A 21,605-nucleotide genomic window follows, 5' to 3' on the forward strand; every position below is an offset into this window, starting at 1 on the left:
ACAAGATCACTTTAAACGCTGTCTGTCAGGTGCAAGTCCGACAGGCTGCTAGCGCGATATTGGCGAGGCTGGTGGCTACCATCATGTAGCCGGGTAGCTTGGTGTCGCCATGGGAGCGGCAAATGCTGTAGCCGAAATACAGGAGCGCGCCTATCCAGGCAGAGAGCAGCCAAGGCACCCAGTAACTACGAACCAGGGGGAGCAGGGTGTCGTCGGCTCCTAACGCACCCATGATGGGGCTTTGCAGTAACCATAAGCTGACGCACAACACGAACACCAGTGTGCTGCCCACCGTAATAACCAAGCCCCCCAAACGAAAGGCCCGAAGCTCGTCACCCGAACCCAAGGTTCGAGAAATAATGGCTGTGGTTGCGATACCCAAGCCCACCTGCAAGCCGATGATGAGTTGCTGCATGGGGAGGGTGAAACCAAGCGCTGCCAGCGGATCACGGCCGAGTTGGCCGATAAAGGCACTGTCTACAAGCTGGAATGTCATCAGCGAAAGTGCACCAAACAACATTGGCCAGGTCATGGTGTAGAGCTGGCGGGGTAGGCTGGCGTTTTGGGAGGTATTGCTCACGGGTTGGGGGTAGTGCCTTCGTCTTTGATTGGGTGTGCGAGTTTAACAGGTTTGTCTTCGGGGTTTGTGGTGGGCCTTGCGGGCGAATCAGCCTCCCCAGACACGCCGTGAACCCGTCCTTGGGGGGCTTGGCATTGCCATCTCTGGCAATGCACAGTCTGGGGAGGCTGATTCGCCCGCAAGGCTCCGGCTTAAGGTGTCGCCTGTTCAGCTCGCTATCAAGCTGAGGGTCGTTTTAACCTCAGAGAGCCTTCAGGGCTGCTTCGTAGTCTGGCTCGTCTTTGATTTCGTTAACGAGCTGGCTATGAATAACCTTGTTGTCTTCATCCAGAACCACGACAGAGCGGCTGCAAAGTCCGGCCAGCGGGCCGTCTTGCATGGCTACGCCATAGTCTTTCTGGAAGCTTGGGTTCCGGAAAGTGGAGAGCGTGCTGACGTTATCCAAGCCTTCTGCGCCGCAGAATCTGGCTGCTGCGAAAGGCAGGTCGGCGGAAATAACAAGAACGACGGTGTTATCCAGCGCGCCGGCTTTTTCGTTGAATTTACGGGTAGATGCGGCGCACACGCCGGTGTCGATGCTGGGGATGATGTTCAGGATTTTGCGCTTTCCCGCCCAGTTGTCGAGTTTTACTTCTTCCAGGCCGCTGCTGGTCAGGGTAAAGGCCGGTGCGGTGTCGCCGTTTTGTGGAAACTTGCCGCTCACTTCAATGGGATTGCCGTCTAGGGTAACTTTGCTCATGGTTTGCTCCTTGTTGTCCGTAAATGTTCGAAACCAGCATACTCTTTTTAGATCATTTTGATGAGGTTTCAACTTGCCTGTGGCTCAAATCCGGGAGCCGGATGGCGTTGAACCAAAATCAGATAGCTGGCAAGGGAGCAAACAGCGCAGATGGCAATGATGGCCGCCATGACTAGTGAGGTGCCGTCATGCAGGTGGCCCACGAGCATGCCGGCGCAGGCTGCAACGGCCATTTGGGCAAAGCCGAACAGGGCTGAAGCTGAACCGGCCATGCGCGGGAAGTTGGCCATGGCGCCCGCCATGGTTTGGGGCATAACCATGCCCGTACCTGCCATAAACAGTGCTTGAGGCAGTATGACAGCCCACACGCTGAATACGCCTGCCAATGCCAGAGCCGCCATCAGGCCACCGGCAGCAACCGCAATGAACAGGCCGCGAACGAGAATTTGATCCGGCACCAGGCGACTGCCAAGGCGGATTGCGGCGAGGTTGCCGGTTACGTAGCCGATAACAATGCCGGCGAAATATAGGCCAAATTTTTGTGGCGGTACTTCTAGGAAATCAATGAGCACGAATGAGGAACCGGACAAAAACGCAAACAGCCCTGAGAACAGCAACGCGTTGGTCAGGGTGTAGCCAAGAAAGCTGACGTCGGTTGCTATGGCGCGATAGTTCCGCAACAGGCTGCGCAGTTTCAGGGGTTGGCGGTATTCCGGGCGCATGGGCTCCGGGATGCCGAAGGTGACCACCACTGCCATGATCAGCGAATAGCCTGCTAGCACGAGAAAAATAGAGTGCCAGCCCAAACCGGCAACCATTAAACCACCGAGAGTGGGTGCCACTGCTGGCGCTAAGGCCATGATGCTGGCCAGTAGTGCCATGATTTTTGCCGCCTCGCGAGGAGTATAGATATCTCGAATGGCGGCCCGACCCAACACGGGGCCCGCTGACCCGCCAAGCGCTTGCAAAAAACGGCACAGAATTAGAGTTTCGATATTGCTGGCAAGAGCGCACCCAACGCTGGCCGCAGCAAACACCACAAAACCGCCGATCATGATCGGCTTGCGGCCAAATCTGTCAGCCAGAGGGCCACACACCAGTTGCGCAATGGCGAAGCCAGCCATGTACAGGCTCAGGGTTAGCTGAACCTGGCTGGTGCCGCTGCCAAAATCACTGCCTATCTGTGGTAGCGCCGGCAGGTACATATCTGTGGCCAGCGGCCCCAGTGCCACGGCGGCGGCGAGCAGTATGGTTGTCCATATACTGGTGAGTGCGAGCATTAATTGTCCAGATATCTGAGAGTAGCGGGTGTGGGGTGAGCTTTGGAGGAGATTCTAGGGGCTGCCTTGCGAAAAAATAACAGGGGCGTTGCTCATAGGATATATGAGTAAAATTGATAGGTTACTCGTTCAGGCCGTTCATGGTGGCTGCGACCGCGTTTACTTGGTTACGCAACCAGCGGTGGGAAGAGTCGTTTTGGTTGCGGCGGTGCCATACCATCAACAGGGTGAACGGCTTGAAAGTGAACGGTAAGGGTACCCAGGAAAAGTCTCGAAGTAAGTGTTTGCTCATGCGCTCAGGCGCGGTAACCAGCATGTCTGTACCCCGGAGGAATTCCGGTAGGCCGGAAAAGTTGGACACCGTGATGACGTTGCGGCGGGTGAATCCGCTGGCGGAAAGGCTGGCTTCAAGGGCGGGCTTCTCGCCACGAGCGAACACTAAGGCGATGTGATCGGCCTCCAGATAATCGGGTACGCTTTCTGGCGCTTGGCGCTGGCTGGGATCGTAAAAAACCACCATACGATCGGCCATCAGGCCCCGTTGCATCACGTCGGTGGCTTCTGGCGCGTGGGGGGAGAGAATCAAATCACACACGTCTTTGCGTAGCATGTCAGCGGTGGGAATGCCCGATGGAATCACTTGCAGCAACATGCCCGGTGCCTGTTGGCGTAGGCGCTGCATTAGCTTAGGTAGCAGTAGGTCACGCTCGTAGTCGTTGGCGGCCACGGTGAAGGTGAGCTCCGTGGTTTCCGGCACGAAAGCCGGGCCAGATGCCAGCGAGTGCATGTCGTCGAGAATCTGACGAATGTGAGGCCCGGCTTGAAGCGCATATTGGGTAGGCGCAATGCCACGCCCAGATTTGACGAACAGGGGGTCACCAAGGGCATTGCGTAAGCGCTCCAGGGTGTGACTGACTGCTGATTGGCTTACCCCAAGCTTGACTGCCGCACGGGACACGCTGCCTTCGTCGAGAACGGTCACGAAGGCGTGGAGCGCGCGAATATCAAGATTGAATGTATCAATAAGGTTCATGGATGACAGTGTAATCCAGAACGGCCAGTCTCGGAACCAAGTGCGGGCTTAATCTGAACGCTCAGCCAGCCACTCAGCCATTTCTAGCCAGCTTTCTCTGGGTGCTTTACTGCCAGACAGAATACCCATGTGCCCACCGTGGGTGACACGAAAAGTCTTGTCCTCCGAGCTAACATGATCCATCAGACGCTTTGCAGATCCCGGGGTTACCATGGTGTCTTCGCTGCCCGCGATAGCAAAAATGTTGGCGCTGATATTGTTGAGGCGAACTTTATCATCGCCAATTTGCACCGTGCCCTGGGACAGTTCATTGCCCATCCAAATGCGCACCACCGTGTCCTGCACAATGCCGCCGGGGTAGGCCACCATACGATCGAGGAAGGCGGCGGTGGTGGCATGGTTTGAGACAAACTCCCGGTCACCCAACCGTATAACCAGCTCCCAATAGCCCATCACACTGCCGATAGGGTTGGTCAATTTGAAGCCAATCGTATTAAGCCAGCCAGGGCTGTGGAACCAGTGCGGCCGGAGATCGTGCACTTGATGGCCGGTGTGCTTGTGAACAAAATCCGCTGCGCTGCCCAAGCCTTGGCTCAAAAAGCCCAATATGCCGGATGCATGGCTGTCTATGGGGGCTCCCAGAATAATCGCGTTGCGAACATGCTGGTCTTTGCTCAGGGCTGAATAAAACAGCGTGAACATGCCGCCCAAGCTCCAGCCGTGCAGTGTTAACTCCTGCTCGCCACTGTGTACCCGTACCTGGTTGAGGCAGGCCGGCAGCAAGTCTGTTAGATAAGTGTGAAAGTTATAGTGGCTGTGTGCCCGGGTTGGCTTGCCCCAATCAACAAGATACACCTCAAAACCCTTCGCGCGCAGAAACCGCACCAGGCTGCGCTGGGGGAAAAGATCATAAATGAGCATGTTCACCGCGAGTGGCGGAACAATCACTACGGGGGTGCGGTGGTTTTTGCGTTCGACCGGAATGGTGATGCCATCCAATTCGATGAAATCTTCCTGCAACGGCGGGTAATAGCGCAGGCTGATCAACTCGTCTGAATGAAGTGTTTCAAAAGGCGTTTGCCCTGCCTGCACTAAGCTGGCCGCACGGAATACTCTATCAAAGGCATTTCCGGCATAGCGGGTTGTTTGTTGAGCCAGCCCCGCAGCCTTCTCAGTAGCGGCTTTAATAAGATCAGACATCGAAAAATCCATGATAAAGAATCGAGGCTATCTTGCGGCGCGAGATAGCGCTATGGCAAGGCTGTCATTTGCCGATGGCAATGAGGTCACAATCAGCCACTGCCCATCGCCTTTGCTGCTTGGTATGATTGCCCACCACTGACTAAACAATCACAACAGGCTCCGCATGCTCAGCTTTCTACCTGCTCCCGTTATTGGCGTACTCAACTCCATTTTGCTCGGAATCAACACGCTTTTTTGGTGTTTGTTGCTCTATATTCCAGCTTTGCTGAAGCTCATTATCCCCCACAAAGGTTTCCGGGTTCTGTGCACCCGAGTGATTATCTGGATTTCCGAGTCTTGGGTGGCTTGCAATACCGGCTGGATGAAGCTTACTCATGGCACGCAATGGCAGATTACCGGTGCCGAGAACCTCCGTCGTGAAAGCTGGTATCTGGTGCTTAGCAATCATCAGAGCTGGGTGGATATTTTCGCCATGCAGCGGGTGTTCAATCGCCGCGCGCCATTTCTGAAGTTTTTTCTGAAGCAGCAGCTTATCTGGGTACCGGTCATTGGCCTTGCCTGGTGGGGGCTCGATTTCCCCTTCATGAAGCGTTACACGCGGGAGTACCTGATTAAGCATCCGGAAAAGCGCGGTGAGGATTTGAGCGCAACCCGCCGGGCGTGCGAAAAATTTCGCTATACGCCGGTGAGCGTGATGAACTTTGTGGAAGGCACAAGGTTTACCCAAGCTAAACACGACAAGCAAAAATCCCGCTATACCCACTTGTTGACACCGAAAGCCGGCGGCGCGGCGTTCGTTCTGGACACCATGGGTGACTCAATTCAGACTCTGGTCGATGTAACCATTGCCTATCCTGGCGGCGCACCCTCGTTCTGGGATTTCATGTGCGGCCGGGTGAGCGAAGTGAAAATGGAAATTCACACAGTCACGATTCCCGAGCACCTGAAGGGGCGCGATTACTCCACCGATGCGGAACACAGACGCAACACGAAAAACTGGCTGGCAGAGCAGTGGCAGGCCAAGGATGCCCGCTTGGAAAACATGCTCCGCCCGTAGGCAGCATTCGAGAACGACGTCAGCTTTTGCTGTCGTCGTTCTCCTTCGCACCAGCTTCCACCAATTTAAAGTTAATCTGCCGGCGCTCTTCTTCTACTCCTGCAAAGCTAACCTTAACGGGCTGTTCCAGCTGGAAAATTCGGCCGTTTTTGTTGTGTGTCAGGCGCAGGGTCACCGGATCGAAGCTGTACTTTCCGTTGAGCGTCTTACAGCTGACAAACCCTTCTAGGCCGTTTACGTCCAGTCGCACGAAAAAGCCGGCGGGAATGGTTCGGCTGATAACACCGTCCATAGGCTCCTCGCCCAGGGTTTTCGCAAAGTCGCTCCGAAGCCAGCTTTCTAAGCTGTTGGCTGCCTGCCGAGCTTTGATCTGGGTGTTCTGAAGTGCCAGCAATTTGTCGCCATCGAGCGCCTTCATGGGGGTATCCCACAGGGCGGCTTTGATCACCCGGTGAACGTAGAGGTCGGAATACTTACGCAGAGGCGATGTGAACGTGGTGTAGGCGTTAAGCCCCATGCCCTGGTGGGGCGCGGCAGTGAAAGCCAGCTCTGCACGAGCGAGTTGGCGTGAAAGGATCACCTTCACCGGCACGTCTGCTTCCAGATCTGTGGTCTGTTTCATCAGTTCCCGGAAGCCATCTGGGGTGCTGGGGTCAAGATCCGCAAGGTGAGGCGCATAGCCTTCAATAAGCGCTCGGGTATTGTCTGCACGGTCGTCACGAAAACCCGGGTGCTGAATAAACAGGCCAGACGGTTGTTGAGCCAGAAAGTCTGCAGCACAGCGGTTGGCCACAACCATGCATTCTTCTACCAGACGGTGGGCCTCGTTTTGTACCGAAGGTTCGATGGCACGAATGCGCCGATTTTCGTCTAGCCTGAGCCGGAATTCGGGCCGATCGCCGCTTAGCAGCGCGTGTTCACTGCGCCATTTGCGCAGGGCGGTTGCTACCTGGTGGAGCTGATCCAAACTGTTGGCAACGGAATCTGGCAAGGCTTTGATGTCTTCGTCTTCGCGTCCTTCAATCAGGTTGGACACCAAATCGTAACTGAGTTTGCCCCGGGAGCGAATAACCGCTTGGTGGAAGCTGTAATCGCCCAGACTGCCATCGTTATTGACTTGTAAGTCGCATACCAGAGCCAGGCGATTCATGTCTGGCATCAGCGAGCACAGCCGGGTGCTGATGCTGTCGGGTAGCATGGGCAAGGGTTCACCCGGGAAATAAATAGCAGTCGCCCGGTTGAAGGCTTCGAGCTCTGCCGCGCTTTCGGGCTCAATGAGTGCAGACGGGTCGGCGATGGCAACGGACAACGACCAGCCGGTTGCATTGGGTTCAGCCAGTAGAGCGTCGTCCATATCCTGAGTAGCTGGGCTATCGATCGTCACGTAGGCGCGATCGGTACGGTCTTCTCGTGCGGCCTCGCAGGCTTCGATGGCTGTTTCGTTCAGGCTATCTGCTTGTGCTAAAACGGATGCTGGCCACGAATCTGCCAGGTCGAAGGTGGCTAGGGTAAGGGCCCGCTCTATCCCGGGTTCGCCTGCTTTGCCAATGACCCGGAGAACCTTTGCCTGGCCCTTGCCGTCTTTGATGGGGTGCTTGTGTATGCAGCAGTACAGATAATCGTCGGGCTGCGCATTCATGCGCTCTTTGGGCGGAATAAAAATCCAGCGATTGATGCCCGGGGTTTCCGGCACCACAAAATGCCCTTTACCTTTTACTAAGTAACGCCCAACAAAGGTGCTCAGCCGGCTCTCTAAAAGCTCGTCTACAACGCCCTGGGTCTTGCCTTTGTCTACTTCCTGTTCGGTAACATTAACCCGGTCACCTGGAAGCACTTTCTGCATTTCTTCCGGTGGTAGAAAAACGTCCCGGCCTTCATCCAGTGTGACGAATCCGAAGCGGCCGTTGGTGGCTTTAACCTTGCCTGGGAAAACGACTTTGCTTTCCTCAATATCGGTCTTTAGCTGGCGCAACTGGTTGAGAGCGTCGGCATTGAACATGGGTGAACCTAGCTGAAAAAATGAATGATGGAGCGAAGTATAACGGTTTACGCGGTATGAGTCAGACCCCTTACGCGTGGTTAATTTCGGTATTTTCTGGCGCCTTGATACACACGCGGTTGCGGCCTTCGTTCTTGGCGCGGTACAAGGCCTTGTCTGCATTTCGCAGAATCGTATCTGTGCTGTCGCCTGGCTTTGAAAAATAGCCGCCAACACTAACCGTTACCGGAGTGCCGGTTTTGCGGCTTTCCTGCTCAACGCTATCTCGAATGCGTGTGGCAATGAGTTCGAGCGTGGCTGGGTCGCAGGGTGAGAGCAGTGTGACAAATTCATCGCCGCCCCAGCGACCTGGGTGGTCGTAGGGGCGAAGGCTGGCCTTCAACCACAGAGCAACACGGCAGAGGATTTCGTCACCGGCCTGATGACCAAACTGGTCGTTGATCGATTTGAAGTGGTCGATATCCAGCCAGATTAGGCCAAAGCCTGTGTCTTGCCTCTCTGCGCGCTGAACTTCTTCGTCTAGTGCCTCGTCCAGCCCTCTGCGGTTTTTCAGGCTTGTGAGCGGGTCTACACGAGCCAGGCGGTTCAGTTCGTCGGTGCGTTGGGTAACTTTGTTTTCCAGTTCCCGGGTAGAATCTCTCAGGCTCTCAGTCATTTTTTCAAAGTGGTCGGCAAGCCGGCCGATCTCATTATCTGGCTTGTCCAAACGAGGCAGAATAAAACTGCCGCTGCGAACCTTCTCAACCGCCTCTTCCAGCCCAACGATGGGTTTTACGATGCGCGACTGGATGATGAGGTGGAATACAATCAGTGTGATCATGAGGCTGGAAATAAATACAGCCACTAAAGGCCATAGGTAGCTTTTAGGCAACAGCGTATTCAGATCAAGCAGGGTTATTTCAAACCAGCCAATAGCGGGTAGAAAGGCCACTCCGGCCAAGTGCTCTCTACCATCGATGGTAACGAAACCACTCTCGACATGACCTCCCTTGCCAGAGCTTTTCTTCAGCAATTGCAGCATGCCAAGAATTTTCTGTTTGTCTTCGGGGGCATCAAACAGCAAATCGACGGTGTTTTTCTGGCCTTCGGGTTTGATAACGCTGGCAAAATCAATGTAGTTGCGGTCGCGGTATAGTTGTATGGCTCCACCGTAATCGACAAACAAAGTGGTGATGCCTTCCTGGTTGATATCCACAATGTCCTGCAGGAAAGTGTCTAGGTTCAGGCCGGTTCCGACCATACCTACAATCTCTTTTGCAGAGTTGCGCATCAGCACGTCGATCCAGAGTTTGGTCACGCCCAGTTCCGTATCTGGGTTCACGTTGAGGTGAAAGTCTCTGCCTTCTTCAATCAGCTGATAAAACCAAGCGTCGGCGGGCTTCTCGGAATCTAGAATATATCGGAATTGCTTGCCGGAAAATTCGTTGCGTTCATTGTTGTAGTAGTATCGGCCACTTTCTCTAAGGGCGACAAAGTAGCTGTTATCGCGGAAGTTGGCGCGAAAACTCTCCATTTCACGTATGGCATCGGTTTCGAGGGTTTCGTTACTTGGATTGGCCGCCCAGTTGGCGAGTGCAGTGGAGTCGGCCATTTGTTTGGCCAGGCCGATTTCGCGCTCCAGGGATTGCAGTAGGCGGGCGCTGTCGTAGCGTACCTGTATCTCTGCCACCTGACGCCCCCAGCGTTCAATCAGGTCGGCGGACAGCTCCCGATAGGCCAGCCAAGATGCACATGCCGCAACGATGATCAGGCCAGCGGCAATGCTGAGAAACCGGGTTTTAAGGCGCAAGAAGCTCCGTCTCCATGTTCGAGGGTAGAGGGTCGGGGGGCGAGACCAATCATAGAACACGGGCTGGCGGGTGTGTAGCAAAGAATGCGGCTAAAGCGAGGAATTGATCAAGTCTCGAATAAAACAAAGTAAAACCGGCACCCTAAAGGTGCCCGTTTCACTTGAAAATCAGGCGCAAGCGGCGCCAAGGCACGGCCGTGAACCCGTTCGGCCAGAGTGCTACCTAGTTGTGCTCTGAAAACACTTTGGTTTGGCCTTTATCGTTGAACATCAGCACTTCATAGTGATCTTTGCGGTCGCCCATTTCCATGCCGGGTGAGCCAGCGGGCATACCAGGAACTGCCAGGCCGCGGGCTTTCGGGGCGTTGGCGATCAGCTGGCGAATGTCTTCAGCCGGCACGTGACCTTCGATTACGTAATCACCGACAAACGCGGTATGGCAGCTTGCCAGGTTGCGGGTGAGTCCTGCGTCGATTTTGATGCGGTTCATATTCTGGGTATCGGTGGATTCCACATCAAAGCCGTTGCTTTCCAGATGGTCGATCCAGGCTGTGCAGCAGGTGCATGTGGGCGATTTGTACACGTGGATACTCTGGGCCACGCCTGCCGCCAATAAAGGGGTGCTGAAGCCGAGTGTGGCGGTGAGGGCTAACCCGAGAATCTGTTTTTTCATGGTTGTGTGCTCTTTAAGCTGAGTTCAGTGATGGCTGTGGTCTTGCTCAGGGGTATCGGTATCTGACGATGAAAGCCAGAACCACCAGACGACGGCGGCCATTAGTGCCAGGCCGCCTGCATTGACCAGTAACGTTTGCATCAGTTCCGCTCCTCGTTTGGTTTTTGGTTGTGGGCGTAATCGGGATCAGTTTTGCGACTGGTTTTGAACAGACGCAGCCGATTGGCGTTGGTAACAACGGTTACTGAAGACAGCGACATAGCTGCGCCGGCCAGAATCGGGCTCATCAATATGCCCCAGATGGGGTACAGCAGGCCTGCGGCGATGGGAATGCCCAGGCTGTTATAGGCAAAGGCACCGAAGAGGTTCTGGTGAATGTTCTTCACCGTTGCCCGGGAAATTTCGATGGCATCGGGCACGCCATGCAGGGAGCCGCGCATCAAGGTAATGGCGGCGCTTTCGATGGCGACGTCTGTGCCTGTGCCTATGGCGAAGCCCACATCGGCGGCGGCCAGTGCGGGTGCGTCGTTTATGCCGTCCCCCACCATAGCCACGGTGTAGCCTTTGCCGCGCATTTCATTCACCACGTCGGCTTTATCTTCTGGCAGAACTTCGGCGCGGTAGTCGTCTATGCCGGTTTTGGCAGATATGGCTTTGGCGGTGGCGTCGATATCACCGGTAACCATCATCACCTTGATGCCGGCATCGTGCAGGCGCCGGATGGCCGCTTGGGAGTCGGCTTTGATGGCGTCGGCCACGCCGATAACACCAAGCACCTCGGTGCCTCTGGCCAAAAACAACGGGGTGCCGGCTTCTTCGGTAATGGTCTTTTCTGCATCGCCAAGATTGCTCAACGACAGCCCTTCGGCTTCCAGCCAGCGGCGGTTGCCCAAGCGGATGGTGTCGCCGTCATATTCGCCGGCTACACCTTTACCGTTCAAGGCTTCAAAACCGGTGACTTTGAGTGGCTGTGCGTTTTGCTCTTTGGCTTTATTAACAATGGCTTCTGCCAACGGGTGTTCGGAGTGCTGCTCCAGGCCCGCAGCCAGCGCCAGCAACGCACTTTCGTCGCTGCCCCCTGCTGTATGCACACTGGTGACAGCCGGATGGCCCTCGGTGATGGTGCCGGTTTTGTCGAGAATCACTAAATCCAGTTTACCGGCGGTTTGCAGGGCGTCACCCTGGCGAATCAGCGCACCGTATTCTGCCGCCTTGCCAACACCCACCATCACCGACATAGGCGTGGCCAGGCCTAGGGCGCAAGGGCAGGCGATGATCAGCACCGTGGTAGCCGCCACCATCATGTGTACCACCGCAGGCTCGGGCCCCAGGTTGTACCAAACCAACGCGGCGGCGACGGCAATCAGCATAACGCTGGGTACAAACACCGACGATATTTTATCTGCCAGCCGACCAATGGCCGGCTTTGAACCCTGGGCTTTTTTCACCAGGCGGATAATCTGCGCCAGCGCGGTTTCACTGCCCACCCGGGTTGCCTCGTAAACAATCCCGCCGTGGGTGTTCAATGTGCCGGCGGAAACCTCATCGCCTGCCGCTTTGCTCGCGGGCATGGGCTCACCGGTGAGCATGCTTTCATCAATGCGGGTGCTGCCCTCGACAATCTTCCCGTCCACCGGCAGTTTTTCACCTGGGCGAACGCGAATGTGATCGCCCTTGCGCACATCCTCCACCGGAATGTCTTGCTCCTGCCCGTCACGAATCACCCGGGCAGTTTTTGCGCGCAAGTCCAGTAGCCGGCGCACCGCCTCGGAGGTTTTGCCTTTGGCCCGCAGTTCCAGCGCCTGACCCAGGTTGATCAAACCGATAATCATGGCTGAGGCTTCAAAATACACATGCCGTGCCATCTCCGGTAACGCGTCGGGGATACTGGTCACCGTCATGGAGTACAGCCAGGCGGTACCTGTGCCAAGCGCAATCAGCGTGTCCATATTGGCGTTGTGATGGCGGAAAGCCTTCCAGGCGCCGACATAAAAATGCCCGCCCGTGCCGGCCATAACGATTAACGTGAGCAGGCCCAATCCAAGCCACGTGCTCTGGTTAGCGTCGCTCACTGTCATGGAGCCAAACCCCATGCCCCAGACCATCAGGCCAACACCCAGGCCCAGACTGATCGCCATTTTTACCAGCAGGGTTTTGTACTGTTTTTTGTCCTTTTCCTGCTTCTGATCGTCTGCGGCATCTGCGTCTTCAATCACACTGGCGCCGTAACCGGAGCTTTCCACCGCCTGAATCAAAGCTTGTGGGGCGGCTGCACCGGTTGCTGTGGCCGTATTGTCCGCCAGGTTCATGTGAGCGTGGGTAACGCCGGACACTGACTTCAACGCCTTCTCGATGGTGTTTACGCAGGAGGCGCAGGTGGCGCCAGTTACCGCTAAGTGCACTTGATCGTCGCTTTGAGCCGGAGCTGTCGACTGTTCAGATGTGGCTTTTGGAGTATTGTGCTGATCGCTCTTGTCTTCAGTCGTTTTATCAATACTTGTGCCTGACTTTTCAGACTTGAAAGAACAGCTGCTAGCGGGCTTTTCTGTTTCCGTTACCGGCTTTGCTGGATATCCGGTCTCCGTTACAATCCGAGCCGCTTCCGTGGCATCAATGCCTTCCGGCAGTGCCACTGTCTGATCTTCAATATCCACTTCTATCAGATCGGTATCACCGGTTAGCGGTTTCAGCGCATTGCGGATCTTCTTCGCGCAGCCCTGACAGGTGGCGCCAGAAATGCTGAGAGTGGTGTGCAGTACAGGTGTGTCGCTCATTCTGATTTACTCCTCAACCTGCTTACCGGGTTTGCTGTCGTCCCAGTGTTCAATCAATCGGCAAATGGTATGGCCATCCGGTGTGCCGTCTGGCATATCCTGCCAAGCAGCCAGCGCTGTCTTCATACGCTTACGCAACTGCTCTAACTCGTGAATTTCCTGCTCCACCACCGCCAGCCGTTGCTGAAACACATCCCGAACCATCGGGCAGGGTGAATGATGCTCATCCGCCTGATCCAGAATCTGCCGAACCTCCGGCAACGAAAACCCCAGCTGGCGGGCCTTACGGGCAAAACGCAGCCGCCGAAGGTCCTCAGAGCCATATTGCTGATAGTTGTTAGCCGGGTTCCGGGAAGGTTTGAGTAGCCCCTCCCGTGTGTAAAAGCGCACCGTGTCCGGACTCACTCCAGCAGACGTAGCAATTTCTTTAACTTTCATATCCAGCAGCATCCGCCAATTGTTAATGAGCGGTGGTGTGTGGGGCTTGTCCGAAAATGCTCGGAGCCAGGGAAGGCGGAGAGCAAGCGTACATGGACGTATTCACAGCGGTTTTCGGACAAGCCCCACACACCGCCGCGGCCATCACCAAAGCAGGACAGCCGAGAGTGTTTAAAGCTTAAGGATAGCCTAAAACCTATGACCAACTCACAGGTCAAAGGTTTTCAGGAAGAGGCGCTTTTCGCCCGAAGGAAGGTATTGCAGTGATTACATTGATCCGGCGCCATTAACTTAGCCTGCCAGCCAATCTTCTTGCCGCAGGCTGGGCACGCTAGACGCAGCTGCAAAACAATAATAGGCGCAACCAGAGCCACAAGAATAATCCCCAGTGACCCCCAGTCATCGCCGCTGGAAAGCCCAAGCTGGCTACTGAAAACCAAAGTAATAATCAGAGCCACAAAAGCGAACAAGAAATAATTCCTGTTCCAGCGCTCCCACCGGCGAAGCTTGCTGTCTTGTTCCTGCGTTAGATAACCCGCGGCCATAAAATCTCACCTGAAAAAACACAATATTGATGTTGGAGCTGACGGATGGCGATTATAACTCCAAGTCAGCCGTTATGGCCTTCTCAAAAGCACCGCTAGTCAGCGCACGTTCCAGTTCTGCCGCTGGAATAGGGCGGCTAATCAAATAACCCTGAGCCAGATCGCAGTGGTGGTTCTTGAGGAAGTTTAGTTGTGCTTTTGTCTCCACACCCTCTGCAACTACCCGCAAACCAAGGTTATGGGCCAGATTAATCACCGCCCGCGTGATCACAGCATCATCATGGCGCTCGGTGACCTCGGTAATAAACGAACGGTCGATTTTCAGAAGATCCACCGGGAAGTCTCTTAGGTACGCCAAAGAAGAATAGCCGACCCCGAAATCATCAATAGCCAGATGCACTCCAAGGTCATGCAAGCGCGACAGTTGCCCCAGGTTGTGTTCAATGTTCTGAATGAAAATTTCTTCAGTCAGTTCCACCTCAAGTCGGTCAGGGGGGATACCTTCCGTATCCAGAGCCTTGCGTATACGTTCAACCAGGCTTTCGTCGTCTAGCTCCCGCCCGGATAAGTTTACGGCGACTCGAACGTTTTCGAAGCGGGTGCCTTTCCATGCGGCCAGTTGCCGGCAGGCGGCCATGACCACCCAGTGACCAATATCGGTTATCCGGCCGCTCTCTTCTGCCAGTGGAATGAATTCACCCGGCGGTAATAGGCCTCGGCGCGGGTGTTGCCAACGAATAAGCGCCTCAACACTGGTGACTTCACCGCTGAACAGGTTTAGTTGAGGTTGGTAGTGTAGTACAAACTCATCACCGGCCAGGGCTTGGCTGAGGTCCTTCTCCAGCTCCAGTCGCATCACTTCCCGTTCCTGCATACCCTCGGTATAGAACTGATAAGTGTTGCGGCCCTGCTCTTTGGCCTGGTATAGGGCAATGTCGGCGTTACGCAGTAGGGTATCAGCATCCAAACCGCTCTGGGGATACACGGCAACGCCTAGGGTTGCGGTAACACTGTGAACTTCGTTCTGCACCACAAAAGGTGCTTCAAAACACTGCTTGATTCGCCCCAGAAGATAAATAACGTCGTCAATATCCTCCACACGCTGCTGGCAGATCATGAATTCGTCGCCGCCGGAATAGGCCACTATAATACGTTCATCGCTGAGCTTATCCAAACGTCCGGCAACTTGAACCAGCAACTCGTCACCAAACTGATGGCCAAGCGAATCGTTCAGCATCTGAAACCGATCCAGATCCAGCATCACAAGAGCTACTTGCCGCACTTGCCGGTCTGCGACGTTTAGCGCATGTGCCAGGTCCTCCATAAAGAAACGCCGGTTCGCCAGGCCTGTGAGAACGTCCGTGGATTCGAGTCGCACAAGATCCTGTTGAATGGTTTTGCGTTGCGCAATTTCCTCATCCAGTTCCTGGCGGGTTATTAACAGATCTTGCTTGCGCTTGAGTATGAGCTGCAGCAAAAGAGTTGTGAGGCTGGTCAGCAGGCCCATAAATACAATGGTGATGAAGGTCCAGCACGGCCAGGGGCTTTGCTGCTTGCTGACCCATTCGGGTGACGGCTGGATAGTTAGTTGCCAATCCAGAGTGGGAAGATTGACTGGCACAGTGTAAGACATAAGATCGCTGGCAGCTTCAAAATCGCTCAGTGTATAAACCAGATTGTCTTTGTTGCGGATCTCGATTCGGAACATCGTCGGTTCGTGGACGGCCATAATCTGGCGAGCCAGTGTATCCATTCTGAACACTCCGGCAACGAAACCAATGTTGTCGGATCCAGCGCCAACCGGAGCATAGATTACAAGACCTTTGCCGCCCTGGCGTAAATCCACAACACCGGAGACGTCGTAGTTTCCAGAATTCTTAGCAGCCTCCAGCGCTGTCCTGCGCTGTTTATCCAATGCTGCGTTGTAGCCGAGTACGTTCTCGTTGGTAGTAAGTGGTTCCAGCCAGCGGATGATAAAGTCAGCGTCGATCCATTCGATGGCCTGATAAATGCGAAAATCTTCAAGATAATTCCGGGCATCTTCACGCCAGTTACGTTCTGGCGTCTGTGGGTCTGCGGCCAACCGGTTGGCCATTCGCCGAATGGCGTCGGCATGCACCATGAACTCCCATTCCAGGGAGTGGGCCATGCTCTTGGCTTGACCTTCTAAGTTGGACTGTATTTGCCCCGTATACTGCTGAACCAAGCCGTAGCGAAGCCCGGCTGCCATACCGAGAAATACAAGAAAGATCACCACCGGGAACACGGGATGTAGCAGCCGCTTGACTAAGGGCCCGAAGTTTTGGGGTGATTGCTCCAAGAGGTGCTCCGTTTACCAGTAAACCAATATGCCAGTGTAACGGCTGCGACCTGATAATAATAAATCAATCTTCCCAGAGCGTGCGCATAGTGGCCTTCGGGTTCACTTTCGGGCGCTAACTGCAGGTATATGCAGGCGTGGAATCTCCTGCTTCGGGCAGAGATTCATCACAACAGTCAGTCCCGCGGCTTCGGCTCGGGCCGCCCCTGTCTCATTGATCACTCCAATCTGCATCCAGATAACCGGAACCTTCAGCTCGATGGCTTGATCAATCACCGCATCTGTACGTTCTGGTGCAAGGAACAGCTCCACCATATCGACCGGTTCCGGCAGAGAAGCAATATCGGCGTACACCGTCTCGCCCAGAACCTGCTGGCCCGCTAAGCGTGGATTTACCGGAATAATTCTGAAGCCATGGCGCTGTAAGAACTCCATGACCTCGTGGGAAGGGCGGTTGGTCTTTTCGCTGGCGCCCACAAGGGCAATGGTGCGAACGGTGGTGAGAATGTCGCGAATGCAATTTGGGTTTTGGGTTGGCATGGTACCATCACTGCTTTTTAGGAGTGGTCTGATCGTTGGCATCTGGCCACAGTGCCGCGCATGGTGGCGCACGCTGGGCTGTGTTTGGAATATACGCCCACCCAGTTGGATCATCAAATTTGACCGCCCCGGCGTTATGGCGGGTTTGCATGAATAGGTAAGGAGACAAAAGATGGCAGCACTGACTATGCTTGGGGTTGGACATTCCGAGGCGATCGATCATTGGAATAACAACGCCATGATAGAAGCCGGCGGCCGACGCTTGCTGATTGATGCAGGCTATACGATCAAGTTTGCCTTGCGTGATCGTGGACTGGCGCTATCTGACATAGACGCGATTTTTCTAACCCATGTTCACGCTGACCATTGTTTTGGTTTGGAGCGAATCGGCTATGAGTGCCGGTTTCAGCATGGATTCAAGCCCACTCTCTACTTGCCGCCGGGAGTCTACGAAGAGCTTTGGGAGCACACGCTCAAAGGCGTAATGGGGCAGGTTGGGGAAGGGCCAGCTGAGCTAGCTGATTTTTTTGACGTTGTTCTGTTAGGTGATAAGCCGTTTGAGTTCGAAGGGGTTCGTCTCACCCACTTTCAAAACCAGCACACGCCTGAGAAGCCCTCCTACGGGCTGATGATTAATGACCATCTGTTGTTCAGCGGCGACACCCGAGCGATACCAGAGGTGGTGAATCGTTTTTCACCTGAAGTGATTTTGCACGATGCAACCCTGAGCGACTGGAACCCGGTTCATGCGTCAGTTCAAGAGCTTTGCGAGAGTTATCCGGCAGACATTCGCAGCCGCATGCATCTGATGAGTTACGAGGACTTTTTTGAAGAGCACAGAACTCACGTGGAGCAGGAGTTTGCAGGCTTTGCTTTCCAGGGTCAGGAATTTTCTCTGTGAGTCGCTTTGAAGCCCTCGCCAGTGTGATTCAGTCTGATCGGGAATCCGGGCGGTTTTTAGTACTGGTAACTGAGGATGGGCAGGTTGCATACAGCCACTGGCGTCCCTTCCAACTGGCTGGCTATCCCGTGGTTCAGGTGGGTGAAAGTTATAAACTGCGGCTGGGTTATGACCGACGTGATGGCGAGACGCTCGTGGTGCGAGAGGTATTGGGTACCTGTCAGGTGCCGGATGTGGCCTTGAAAAGATTCGGGCCTGCCGTGCCGTCTGGTGAGCCTCAGCATTGTTCCCAGGCAGAGCTTATTGACGTGGTCCAATCCAGTGAGAAGGTCACTGTTGTGTCTAATGTGACCCTGTTGGATGGCTGCGAACAGGAAGGGCTGGACATTGACGGTTCTGTTATCTTGGTGAATTGCCATATAAGCGGGGATTTTCGTTGGTTGAACGCGCGGGTTCGGGGCAGCTTGTGGTTTTTAAACTGTCGTTTCAGCCATCACTTCAGTCTTAAGTCCTCGGTTCTTGATGGCAGTTGCGTGTTTTTTGGTTGTGATTTTAGTGGTGCCGGGGGCGTGTCTTTGCGTGGTGTTCAGGCCTGCTCTGTGCTCTTGGAGTTTGGCACCCGAGGTAGCGATGACATGCTATGGCTCAACGAAATGACTCTCAGGGGATGTCTGGCTTTGAACGGTACGTTTGAAGCACCGGTGCAATTGTTAGCCAAGCAGGACGAAACGCCCGTTAATGATGCGCCGAGCCTGGGCCAAGTGTTTATTGGTCGCCAGAGTTATCGGGCCGAGAAACTGAGCCGTAATTATTTTGAAGGCGGCATTGTGATTGATGGCTACCAGATGACCGGTGATCTTGAGATCCGCCGTAGCCGGATTTCGGCGCTAACCTTCGTGGGCGTTACCTGCGCCCACCTGTTGGTAGATTGTTGTGAAATCGATCAGGACGTTGTCCTCGAAGGGCATACTGTCAGCGACGAAGACAAAGGCATTATTATTTCAGACACGGTGATTGGCCGTCACCTGACCGTAAGTGGACGTTACCTCAGAGGTTTTTGCAGTTTGGCCGGCACGTCGGTTGGGCACGCGTGGATGCTAGAACTGGAAAACCCCGAGGAAGGCACGCCGCGCATGGATATTACCCGTTTCCACGCCCAGCATGCGTGGTTTGAGCCTATTCGGCTGCTCTATGGTGATTGTCCGGTGAATCGTTTTGCCAAACCACCGGCATTTGGGCTCCTGGCTCGCGAGCATTTAACCGAGTTTCGCAAAGAGGATCGCCGCCATTTAGCCGAGGCGTATACTCGGTTTAAAAACTGGATGGCAGATACAGGACACCTCCGGGAAGAGGACCATGCCTTCTTTCACATGCGGCACTACAAGGAGTCCCATGGCCTACAGCGCTGGTTGCTTGGCGGCATATTTGGCTGGGGGATTCGGTTTCGCAATATCTTGATGTCTGCGCTGCTGGTGACGTTGGCGTTTGCAGTGGTGTACTTTTTCATTGGTTTTCGCCCCAATGAAGCAGCGATGCTGAGTTTGCAGTCGTTTATCAGCAGCTTTTTTGGGAGCTGGCCCGAGGCCACAGCCACCGGGCTACTATCGGTGATAGTAACCCTTGAATCGATGACCGGCGTGCTGTTTGTCACGGTGTTGGTGGGTGCCTATATTCGAAAGCTACTAAGGTAGCTTTCTAGATGAGACTGGCCGCGCCACAAGAAAGGCTAGGCGCGGTTGCTCACCAGCTGCAGGAATTCAGTTCGTGTTGCTTGGGATTTACGGAACTGCCCCAGCATCATGGAGGTTTTCATTTTTGAGTTCTGCTTCTGCACACCGCGCATCATCATGCACATGTGTTGGGCTTCGATAACCACTGCAACGCCTTTGGCGTTGGTTACGCTCTCTACTGCTTCGGCGATCTGGCGTGTCAGGTTTTCCTGAATCTGCAGGCGGCGGGCATACATATCCACAATGCGCGCAAATTTGGATAAGCCCAGAACTCGACCCTGGGGAAGGTAGGCGATGTGACATTTGCCGATAAACGGCAGCATGTGATGCTCGCACATGCTGTATAGCTCGATATCTTGCACCACGACCATCTCGTCCATGGCAGATTCGAACACCGCGTTGTTAACGAGATCGCCAAGATCCTGCTGGTAGCCCTTGGTGAGGAATTGCATGGCTTTGGCAGCCCGCTTGGGGGTGTCTTGCAGACCTTCGCGGCTGGGGTTTTCGCCCAGGCCGTCGATGATGGCGCGGTAGTGGCCCGTCAGGTCGTCAAGGATTTTGGTCATAGTCTTGTCCGGTCTCTTTATTGGTGCAGGGTAATAGTAAGAAATAATGATAAGGAGCAATGGTGTTGAGCGAGGGCTAAAGCTTAAGTGAATTCGCCCTGTATCTCTACGGTTTATGGTGAAGCTCTTTGAAAACACCGGTTTTGAATTCTGCACATAACATTAGCTGGTAACAGGGGTTGGAAATTCGTCCGGTCTCTGGCCGTCTGGCGCCAGTTGACTCGCCGCGCTGACTACCCGATTACGGCCCAGCGATTTCGCATCATAAAGCGCCTGGTCGGCCCGGTTCAGCCATACAGACCAGGTTTCGCCCTTACTGACTTCGGCGATACTGGCACTGGTGGTAATTTTGATGTTCTCCAGAAACGGTCGTGCACTGATGCTAGCCAGAAGCTGGTGTGCCAGGAGGTTGCCCTCCTGCTGGCTGGTTTCCGGCAGCACGATCATAAACTCCTCGCCACCGATGCGAAAAAGCTGGTCGCTTTCCCTGAGCCGCGCACGTAGGCGTAGTGTCATCTCTTTCAGCACCTTATCTCCCGCAAGGTGTCCCCACTGATCATTAACGAGCTTGAAGTAATCCAGATCCAACAAAATCAGGCAAGAGACCCGTCCATAGCGTTCTCGCATCTGGATTTGGCTATTCAGAATATCGGCCAATCGTGACCGGTTCAGGCATCCGGTGAGCGGATCGGTGGTTGCCAGCCGGGTAAGTTCATTCTGAAGTTTGCCGACCAACCACGCAAAAATCATGGAGAACAGGCAATTCAACCCCAGTGAGAAAGTGATACGCCAAAAATCACCTTCTGGAAATTGCATGAAAGAAACCACCGCCATAACACTCACAAAGATGATATTGCTGGCAATGGCTTCGCGCAGAGGTAACAGGAAGAATAGAGCCGACGCAGCGGGGTAAGCCCAGTAAAGACCTGTGTGTCCGTTAATGGCCGTTGAGTAGGCGGCACAAACCACGGCAAGCAGCGGAAAGAGCCGACCTTTCAGAAAGTAGGTGCCGCGAAACCGCAACAGGCCGATCACCAGAATAGCGTTAACGCAGAAGAGAATTAGCAAGCCCGAGAGCAGGAAATGATGCTGTTGCCATTGCACAACAACAAGTGGAACCACTGCAATGAAGGCCCAAAAGTGCAGGTGATAGACTAACTGCCGTTTGAAACCAAGTACCGCAAGCGTCGGGTTGGTAGATTTGGAACCGGTAGAGGACAACGTGTTCACAGCATACTCCTGCTGACTGAGTAGAACCGTCCCGCTACCGGGCCTAAGCTGAAGTTTAGCATGGGTATTCGCCTGATAAAGCCTGGCTGTTTGTTTATTGGCATTAATAGTTTTGTTCAGTTGGCCCTTGATAACTACTTCGTTAAAATCCGCACGTGATCTGATCCGATTGCCATTTCCACAAAACGCTGACGGGAAACCTGATATG

18 protein-coding genes and 1 pseudogene are annotated in these 21,605 nt (G+C 54.4%); 4 read left to right on the top strand and 15 right to left on the bottom strand.

The features are described 5' to 3' along the window. Positions 1–49 precede the first annotated feature (49 nt). The 5 genes and pseudogenes from ACTH3S_RS12600 to ACTH3S_RS12620 all read right to left on the bottom strand — a co-directional run. Positions 50–532: pseudogene (locus ACTH3S_RS12600) on the bottom strand (MATE family efflux transporter); the annotation flags it as partial. A 289-nt stretch (positions 533–821) separates the two neighbouring features. After that, the gene (tpx, locus tag ACTH3S_RS12605) at positions 822–1,319 is read right to left on the bottom strand and encodes a thiol peroxidase (RefSeq protein ID WP_441809360.1); all 498 of its coding nucleotides are present in this window, start codon (positions 1,317–1,319) and stop codon (positions 822–824) included. Positions 1,320–1,387: 68 nt separating this feature from the next. Continuing rightward, on the bottom strand, positions 1,388–2,599 hold the full coding sequence (locus ACTH3S_RS12610; protein WP_441809361.1) for a Bcr/CflA family multidrug efflux MFS transporter: 1,212 nt from the start codon (positions 2,597–2,599) through the stop codon (positions 1,388–1,390). Positions 2,600–2,720: 121 nt separating this feature from the next. After that, positions 2,721–3,632 (bottom strand): LysR family transcriptional regulator, encoded by a 912-nt coding sequence (locus tag ACTH3S_RS12615; RefSeq protein ID WP_441809362.1) that lies wholly within the window; start codon positions 3,630–3,632, stop codon positions 2,721–2,723. A gap of 48 nt (positions 3,633–3,680) precedes the next feature. Then, positions 3,681–4,832 carry an alpha/beta fold hydrolase gene (locus ACTH3S_RS12620; RefSeq protein WP_441809363.1) on the bottom strand — a complete coding sequence of 384 codons (1,152 nt, stop codon included), beginning with the start codon at positions 4,830–4,832 and terminating at the stop codon, positions 3,681–3,683. Between the two features lie 10 nt (positions 4,833–4,842). Between ACTH3S_RS12620 and ACTH3S_RS12625 the strand changes: the two genes are divergently transcribed. Next, positions 4,843–4,974: a hypothetical protein gene (locus tag ACTH3S_RS12625; RefSeq protein ID WP_441809364.1), complete on the top strand. Its 132-nt coding sequence runs from the start codon at positions 4,843–4,845 to the stop codon at positions 4,972–4,974. A 24-nt stretch (positions 4,975–4,998) separates the two neighbouring features. Next, the gene (locus ACTH3S_RS12630; RefSeq protein WP_441809365.1) at positions 4,999–5,892 is read left to right on the top strand and encodes an acyltransferase; all 894 of its coding nucleotides are present in this window, start codon (positions 4,999–5,001) and stop codon (positions 5,890–5,892) included. A gap of 19 nt (positions 5,893–5,911) precedes the next feature. Here ACTH3S_RS12630 and ACTH3S_RS12635 read toward each other — a convergent pair whose 3' ends face one another. The 8 genes from ACTH3S_RS12635 to ACTH3S_RS12670 all read right to left on the bottom strand — a co-directional run bounded on the left by ACTH3S_RS12635 (position 5,912) and on the right by ACTH3S_RS12670 (position 16,970). After that, the gene (locus ACTH3S_RS12635; RefSeq protein WP_441809366.1) at positions 5,912–7,891 is read right to left on the bottom strand and encodes a ribonuclease R family protein; all 1,980 of its coding nucleotides are present in this window, start codon (positions 7,889–7,891) and stop codon (positions 5,912–5,914) included. 70 nt (positions 7,892–7,961) lie between these two features. After that, positions 7,962–9,680, bottom strand: a complete 1,719-nt coding sequence (locus tag ACTH3S_RS12640) for a diguanylate cyclase (protein WP_441809367.1) — start codon at positions 9,678–9,680, stop codon at positions 7,962–7,964. Positions 9,681–9,903: 223 nt separating this feature from the next. Next, a complete protein-coding gene (locus tag ACTH3S_RS12645; protein WP_441809368.1) occupies positions 9,904–10,353 on the bottom strand; it encodes a DUF411 domain-containing protein in 450 nt (149 codons plus the stop codon). Between the two features lie 140 nt (positions 10,354–10,493). Further along, on the bottom strand, positions 10,494–13,127 hold the full coding sequence (locus ACTH3S_RS12650) for a heavy metal translocating P-type ATPase (RefSeq protein WP_441809369.1): 2,634 nt from the start codon (positions 13,125–13,127) through the stop codon (positions 10,494–10,496). Positions 13,128–13,133: 6 nt separating this feature from the next. Continuing rightward, positions 13,134–13,565, bottom strand: coding sequence for a MerR family transcriptional regulator (locus ACTH3S_RS12655; RefSeq protein ID WP_441809370.1), 432 nt, complete (start codon positions 13,563–13,565; stop codon positions 13,134–13,136). Positions 13,566–13,789: 224 nt separating this feature from the next. Then, positions 13,790–14,110 carry a hypothetical protein gene (locus ACTH3S_RS12660; RefSeq protein ID WP_441809371.1) on the bottom strand — a complete coding sequence of 107 codons (321 nt, stop codon included), beginning with the start codon at positions 14,108–14,110 and terminating at the stop codon, positions 13,790–13,792. A 52-nt stretch (positions 14,111–14,162) separates the two neighbouring features. Continuing rightward, entirely contained in the window at positions 14,163–16,340 is a 2,178-nt protein-coding gene (locus ACTH3S_RS12665; RefSeq protein WP_441809377.1) for a putative bifunctional diguanylate cyclase/phosphodiesterase, read from the bottom strand. 192 nt (positions 16,341–16,532) lie between these two features. Beyond that, the gene (locus ACTH3S_RS12670) at positions 16,533–16,970 is read right to left on the bottom strand and encodes a CoA-binding protein (RefSeq protein WP_441809372.1); all 438 of its coding nucleotides are present in this window, start codon (positions 16,968–16,970) and stop codon (positions 16,533–16,535) included. 172 nt (positions 16,971–17,142) lie between these two features. Between ACTH3S_RS12670 and ACTH3S_RS12675 the strand changes: the two genes are divergently transcribed. Together ACTH3S_RS12675 and ACTH3S_RS12680 are read left to right on the top strand one after the other, a co-directional pair. Beyond that, on the top strand, positions 17,143–17,871 hold the full coding sequence (locus tag ACTH3S_RS12675) for an MBL fold metallo-hydrolase (RefSeq protein ID WP_441809373.1): 729 nt from the start codon (positions 17,143–17,145) through the stop codon (positions 17,869–17,871). Then, the gene (locus tag ACTH3S_RS12680) at positions 17,868–19,562 is read left to right on the top strand and encodes a hypothetical protein (RefSeq protein WP_441809374.1); all 1,695 of its coding nucleotides are present in this window, start codon (positions 17,868–17,870) and stop codon (positions 19,560–19,562) included. Before ACTH3S_RS12675 ends, ACTH3S_RS12680 begins: the two co-directional genes overlap by 4 nt. Positions 19,563–19,597: 35 nt before the next feature. Here ACTH3S_RS12680 and folE read toward each other — a convergent pair whose 3' ends face one another. Both folE and ACTH3S_RS12690 read right to left on the bottom strand, forming a co-directional pair. Beyond that, positions 19,598–20,167, bottom strand: coding sequence for a GTP cyclohydrolase I FolE (gene folE, locus ACTH3S_RS12685; RefSeq protein WP_441809375.1), 570 nt, complete (start codon positions 20,165–20,167; stop codon positions 19,598–19,600). Between the two features lie 162 nt (positions 20,168–20,329). Then, positions 20,330–21,397, bottom strand: a complete 1,068-nt coding sequence (locus tag ACTH3S_RS12690; protein WP_441809376.1) for a GGDEF domain-containing protein — start codon at positions 21,395–21,397, stop codon at positions 20,330–20,332. Between the last annotated feature and the right edge of the window lie 208 nt (positions 21,398–21,605).

Origin of the sequence: Marinobacter sp. (assembly GCF_052094685.1) — a bacterium.
Lineage (GTDB): Bacteria > Pseudomonadota > Gammaproteobacteria > Pseudomonadales > Oleiphilaceae > Marinobacter.

What these genes read in the sequence shown, in the direction of transcription:
- tpx (WP_441809360.1), bottom strand. Translation starts at nt 1,319, where the DNA reads ATGAGCAAAGTTACCCTAGACGGCAATCCCATTGAAGTGAGCGGCAAG.
- ACTH3S_RS12610 (WP_441809361.1), bottom strand. Translation starts at nt 2,599, where the DNA reads ATGCTCGCACTCACCAGTATATGGACAACCATACTGCTCGCCGCCGCC.
- ACTH3S_RS12615 (WP_441809362.1), bottom strand. Translation starts at nt 3,632, where the DNA reads ATGAACCTTATTGATACATTCAATCTTGATATTCGCGCGCTCCACGCC.
- ACTH3S_RS12620 (WP_441809363.1), bottom strand. Translation starts at nt 4,832, where the DNA reads ATGTCTGATCTTATTAAAGCCGCTACTGAGAAGGCTGCGGGGCTGGCT.
- ACTH3S_RS12625 (WP_441809364.1), top strand. Translation starts at nt 4,843, where the DNA reads ATGATAAAGAATCGAGGCTATCTTGCGGCGCGAGATAGCGCTATGGCA.
- ACTH3S_RS12630 (WP_441809365.1), top strand. Translation starts at nt 4,999, where the DNA reads ATGCTCAGCTTTCTACCTGCTCCCGTTATTGGCGTACTCAACTCCATT.
- ACTH3S_RS12635 (WP_441809366.1), bottom strand. Translation starts at nt 7,891, where the DNA reads ATGTTCAATGCCGACGCTCTCAACCAGTTGCGCCAGCTAAAGACCGAT.
- ACTH3S_RS12645 (WP_441809368.1), bottom strand. Translation starts at nt 10,353, where the DNA reads ATGAAAAAACAGATTCTCGGGTTAGCCCTCACCGCCACACTCGGCTTC.
- ACTH3S_RS12650 (WP_441809369.1), bottom strand. Translation starts at nt 13,127, where the DNA reads ATGAGCGACACACCTGTACTGCACACCACTCTCAGCATTTCTGGCGCC.
- ACTH3S_RS12655 (WP_441809370.1), bottom strand. Translation starts at nt 13,565, where the DNA reads ATGAAAGTTAAAGAAATTGCTACGTCTGCTGGAGTGAGTCCGGACACG.
- ACTH3S_RS12660 (WP_441809371.1), bottom strand. Translation starts at nt 14,110, where the DNA reads ATGGCCGCGGGTTATCTAACGCAGGAACAAGACAGCAAGCTTCGCCGG.
- ACTH3S_RS12665 (WP_441809377.1), bottom strand. Translation starts at nt 16,340, where the DNA reads ATGGCAGCCGGGCTTCGCTACGGCTTGGTTCAGCAGTATACGGGGCAA.
- ACTH3S_RS12670 (WP_441809372.1), bottom strand. Translation starts at nt 16,970, where the DNA reads ATGCCAACCCAAAACCCAAATTGCATTCGCGACATTCTCACCACCGTT.
- ACTH3S_RS12675 (WP_441809373.1), top strand. Translation starts at nt 17,143, where the DNA reads ATGGCAGCACTGACTATGCTTGGGGTTGGACATTCCGAGGCGATCGAT.
- folE (WP_441809375.1), bottom strand. Translation starts at nt 20,167, where the DNA reads ATGACCAAAATCCTTGACGACCTGACGGGCCACTACCGCGCCATCATC.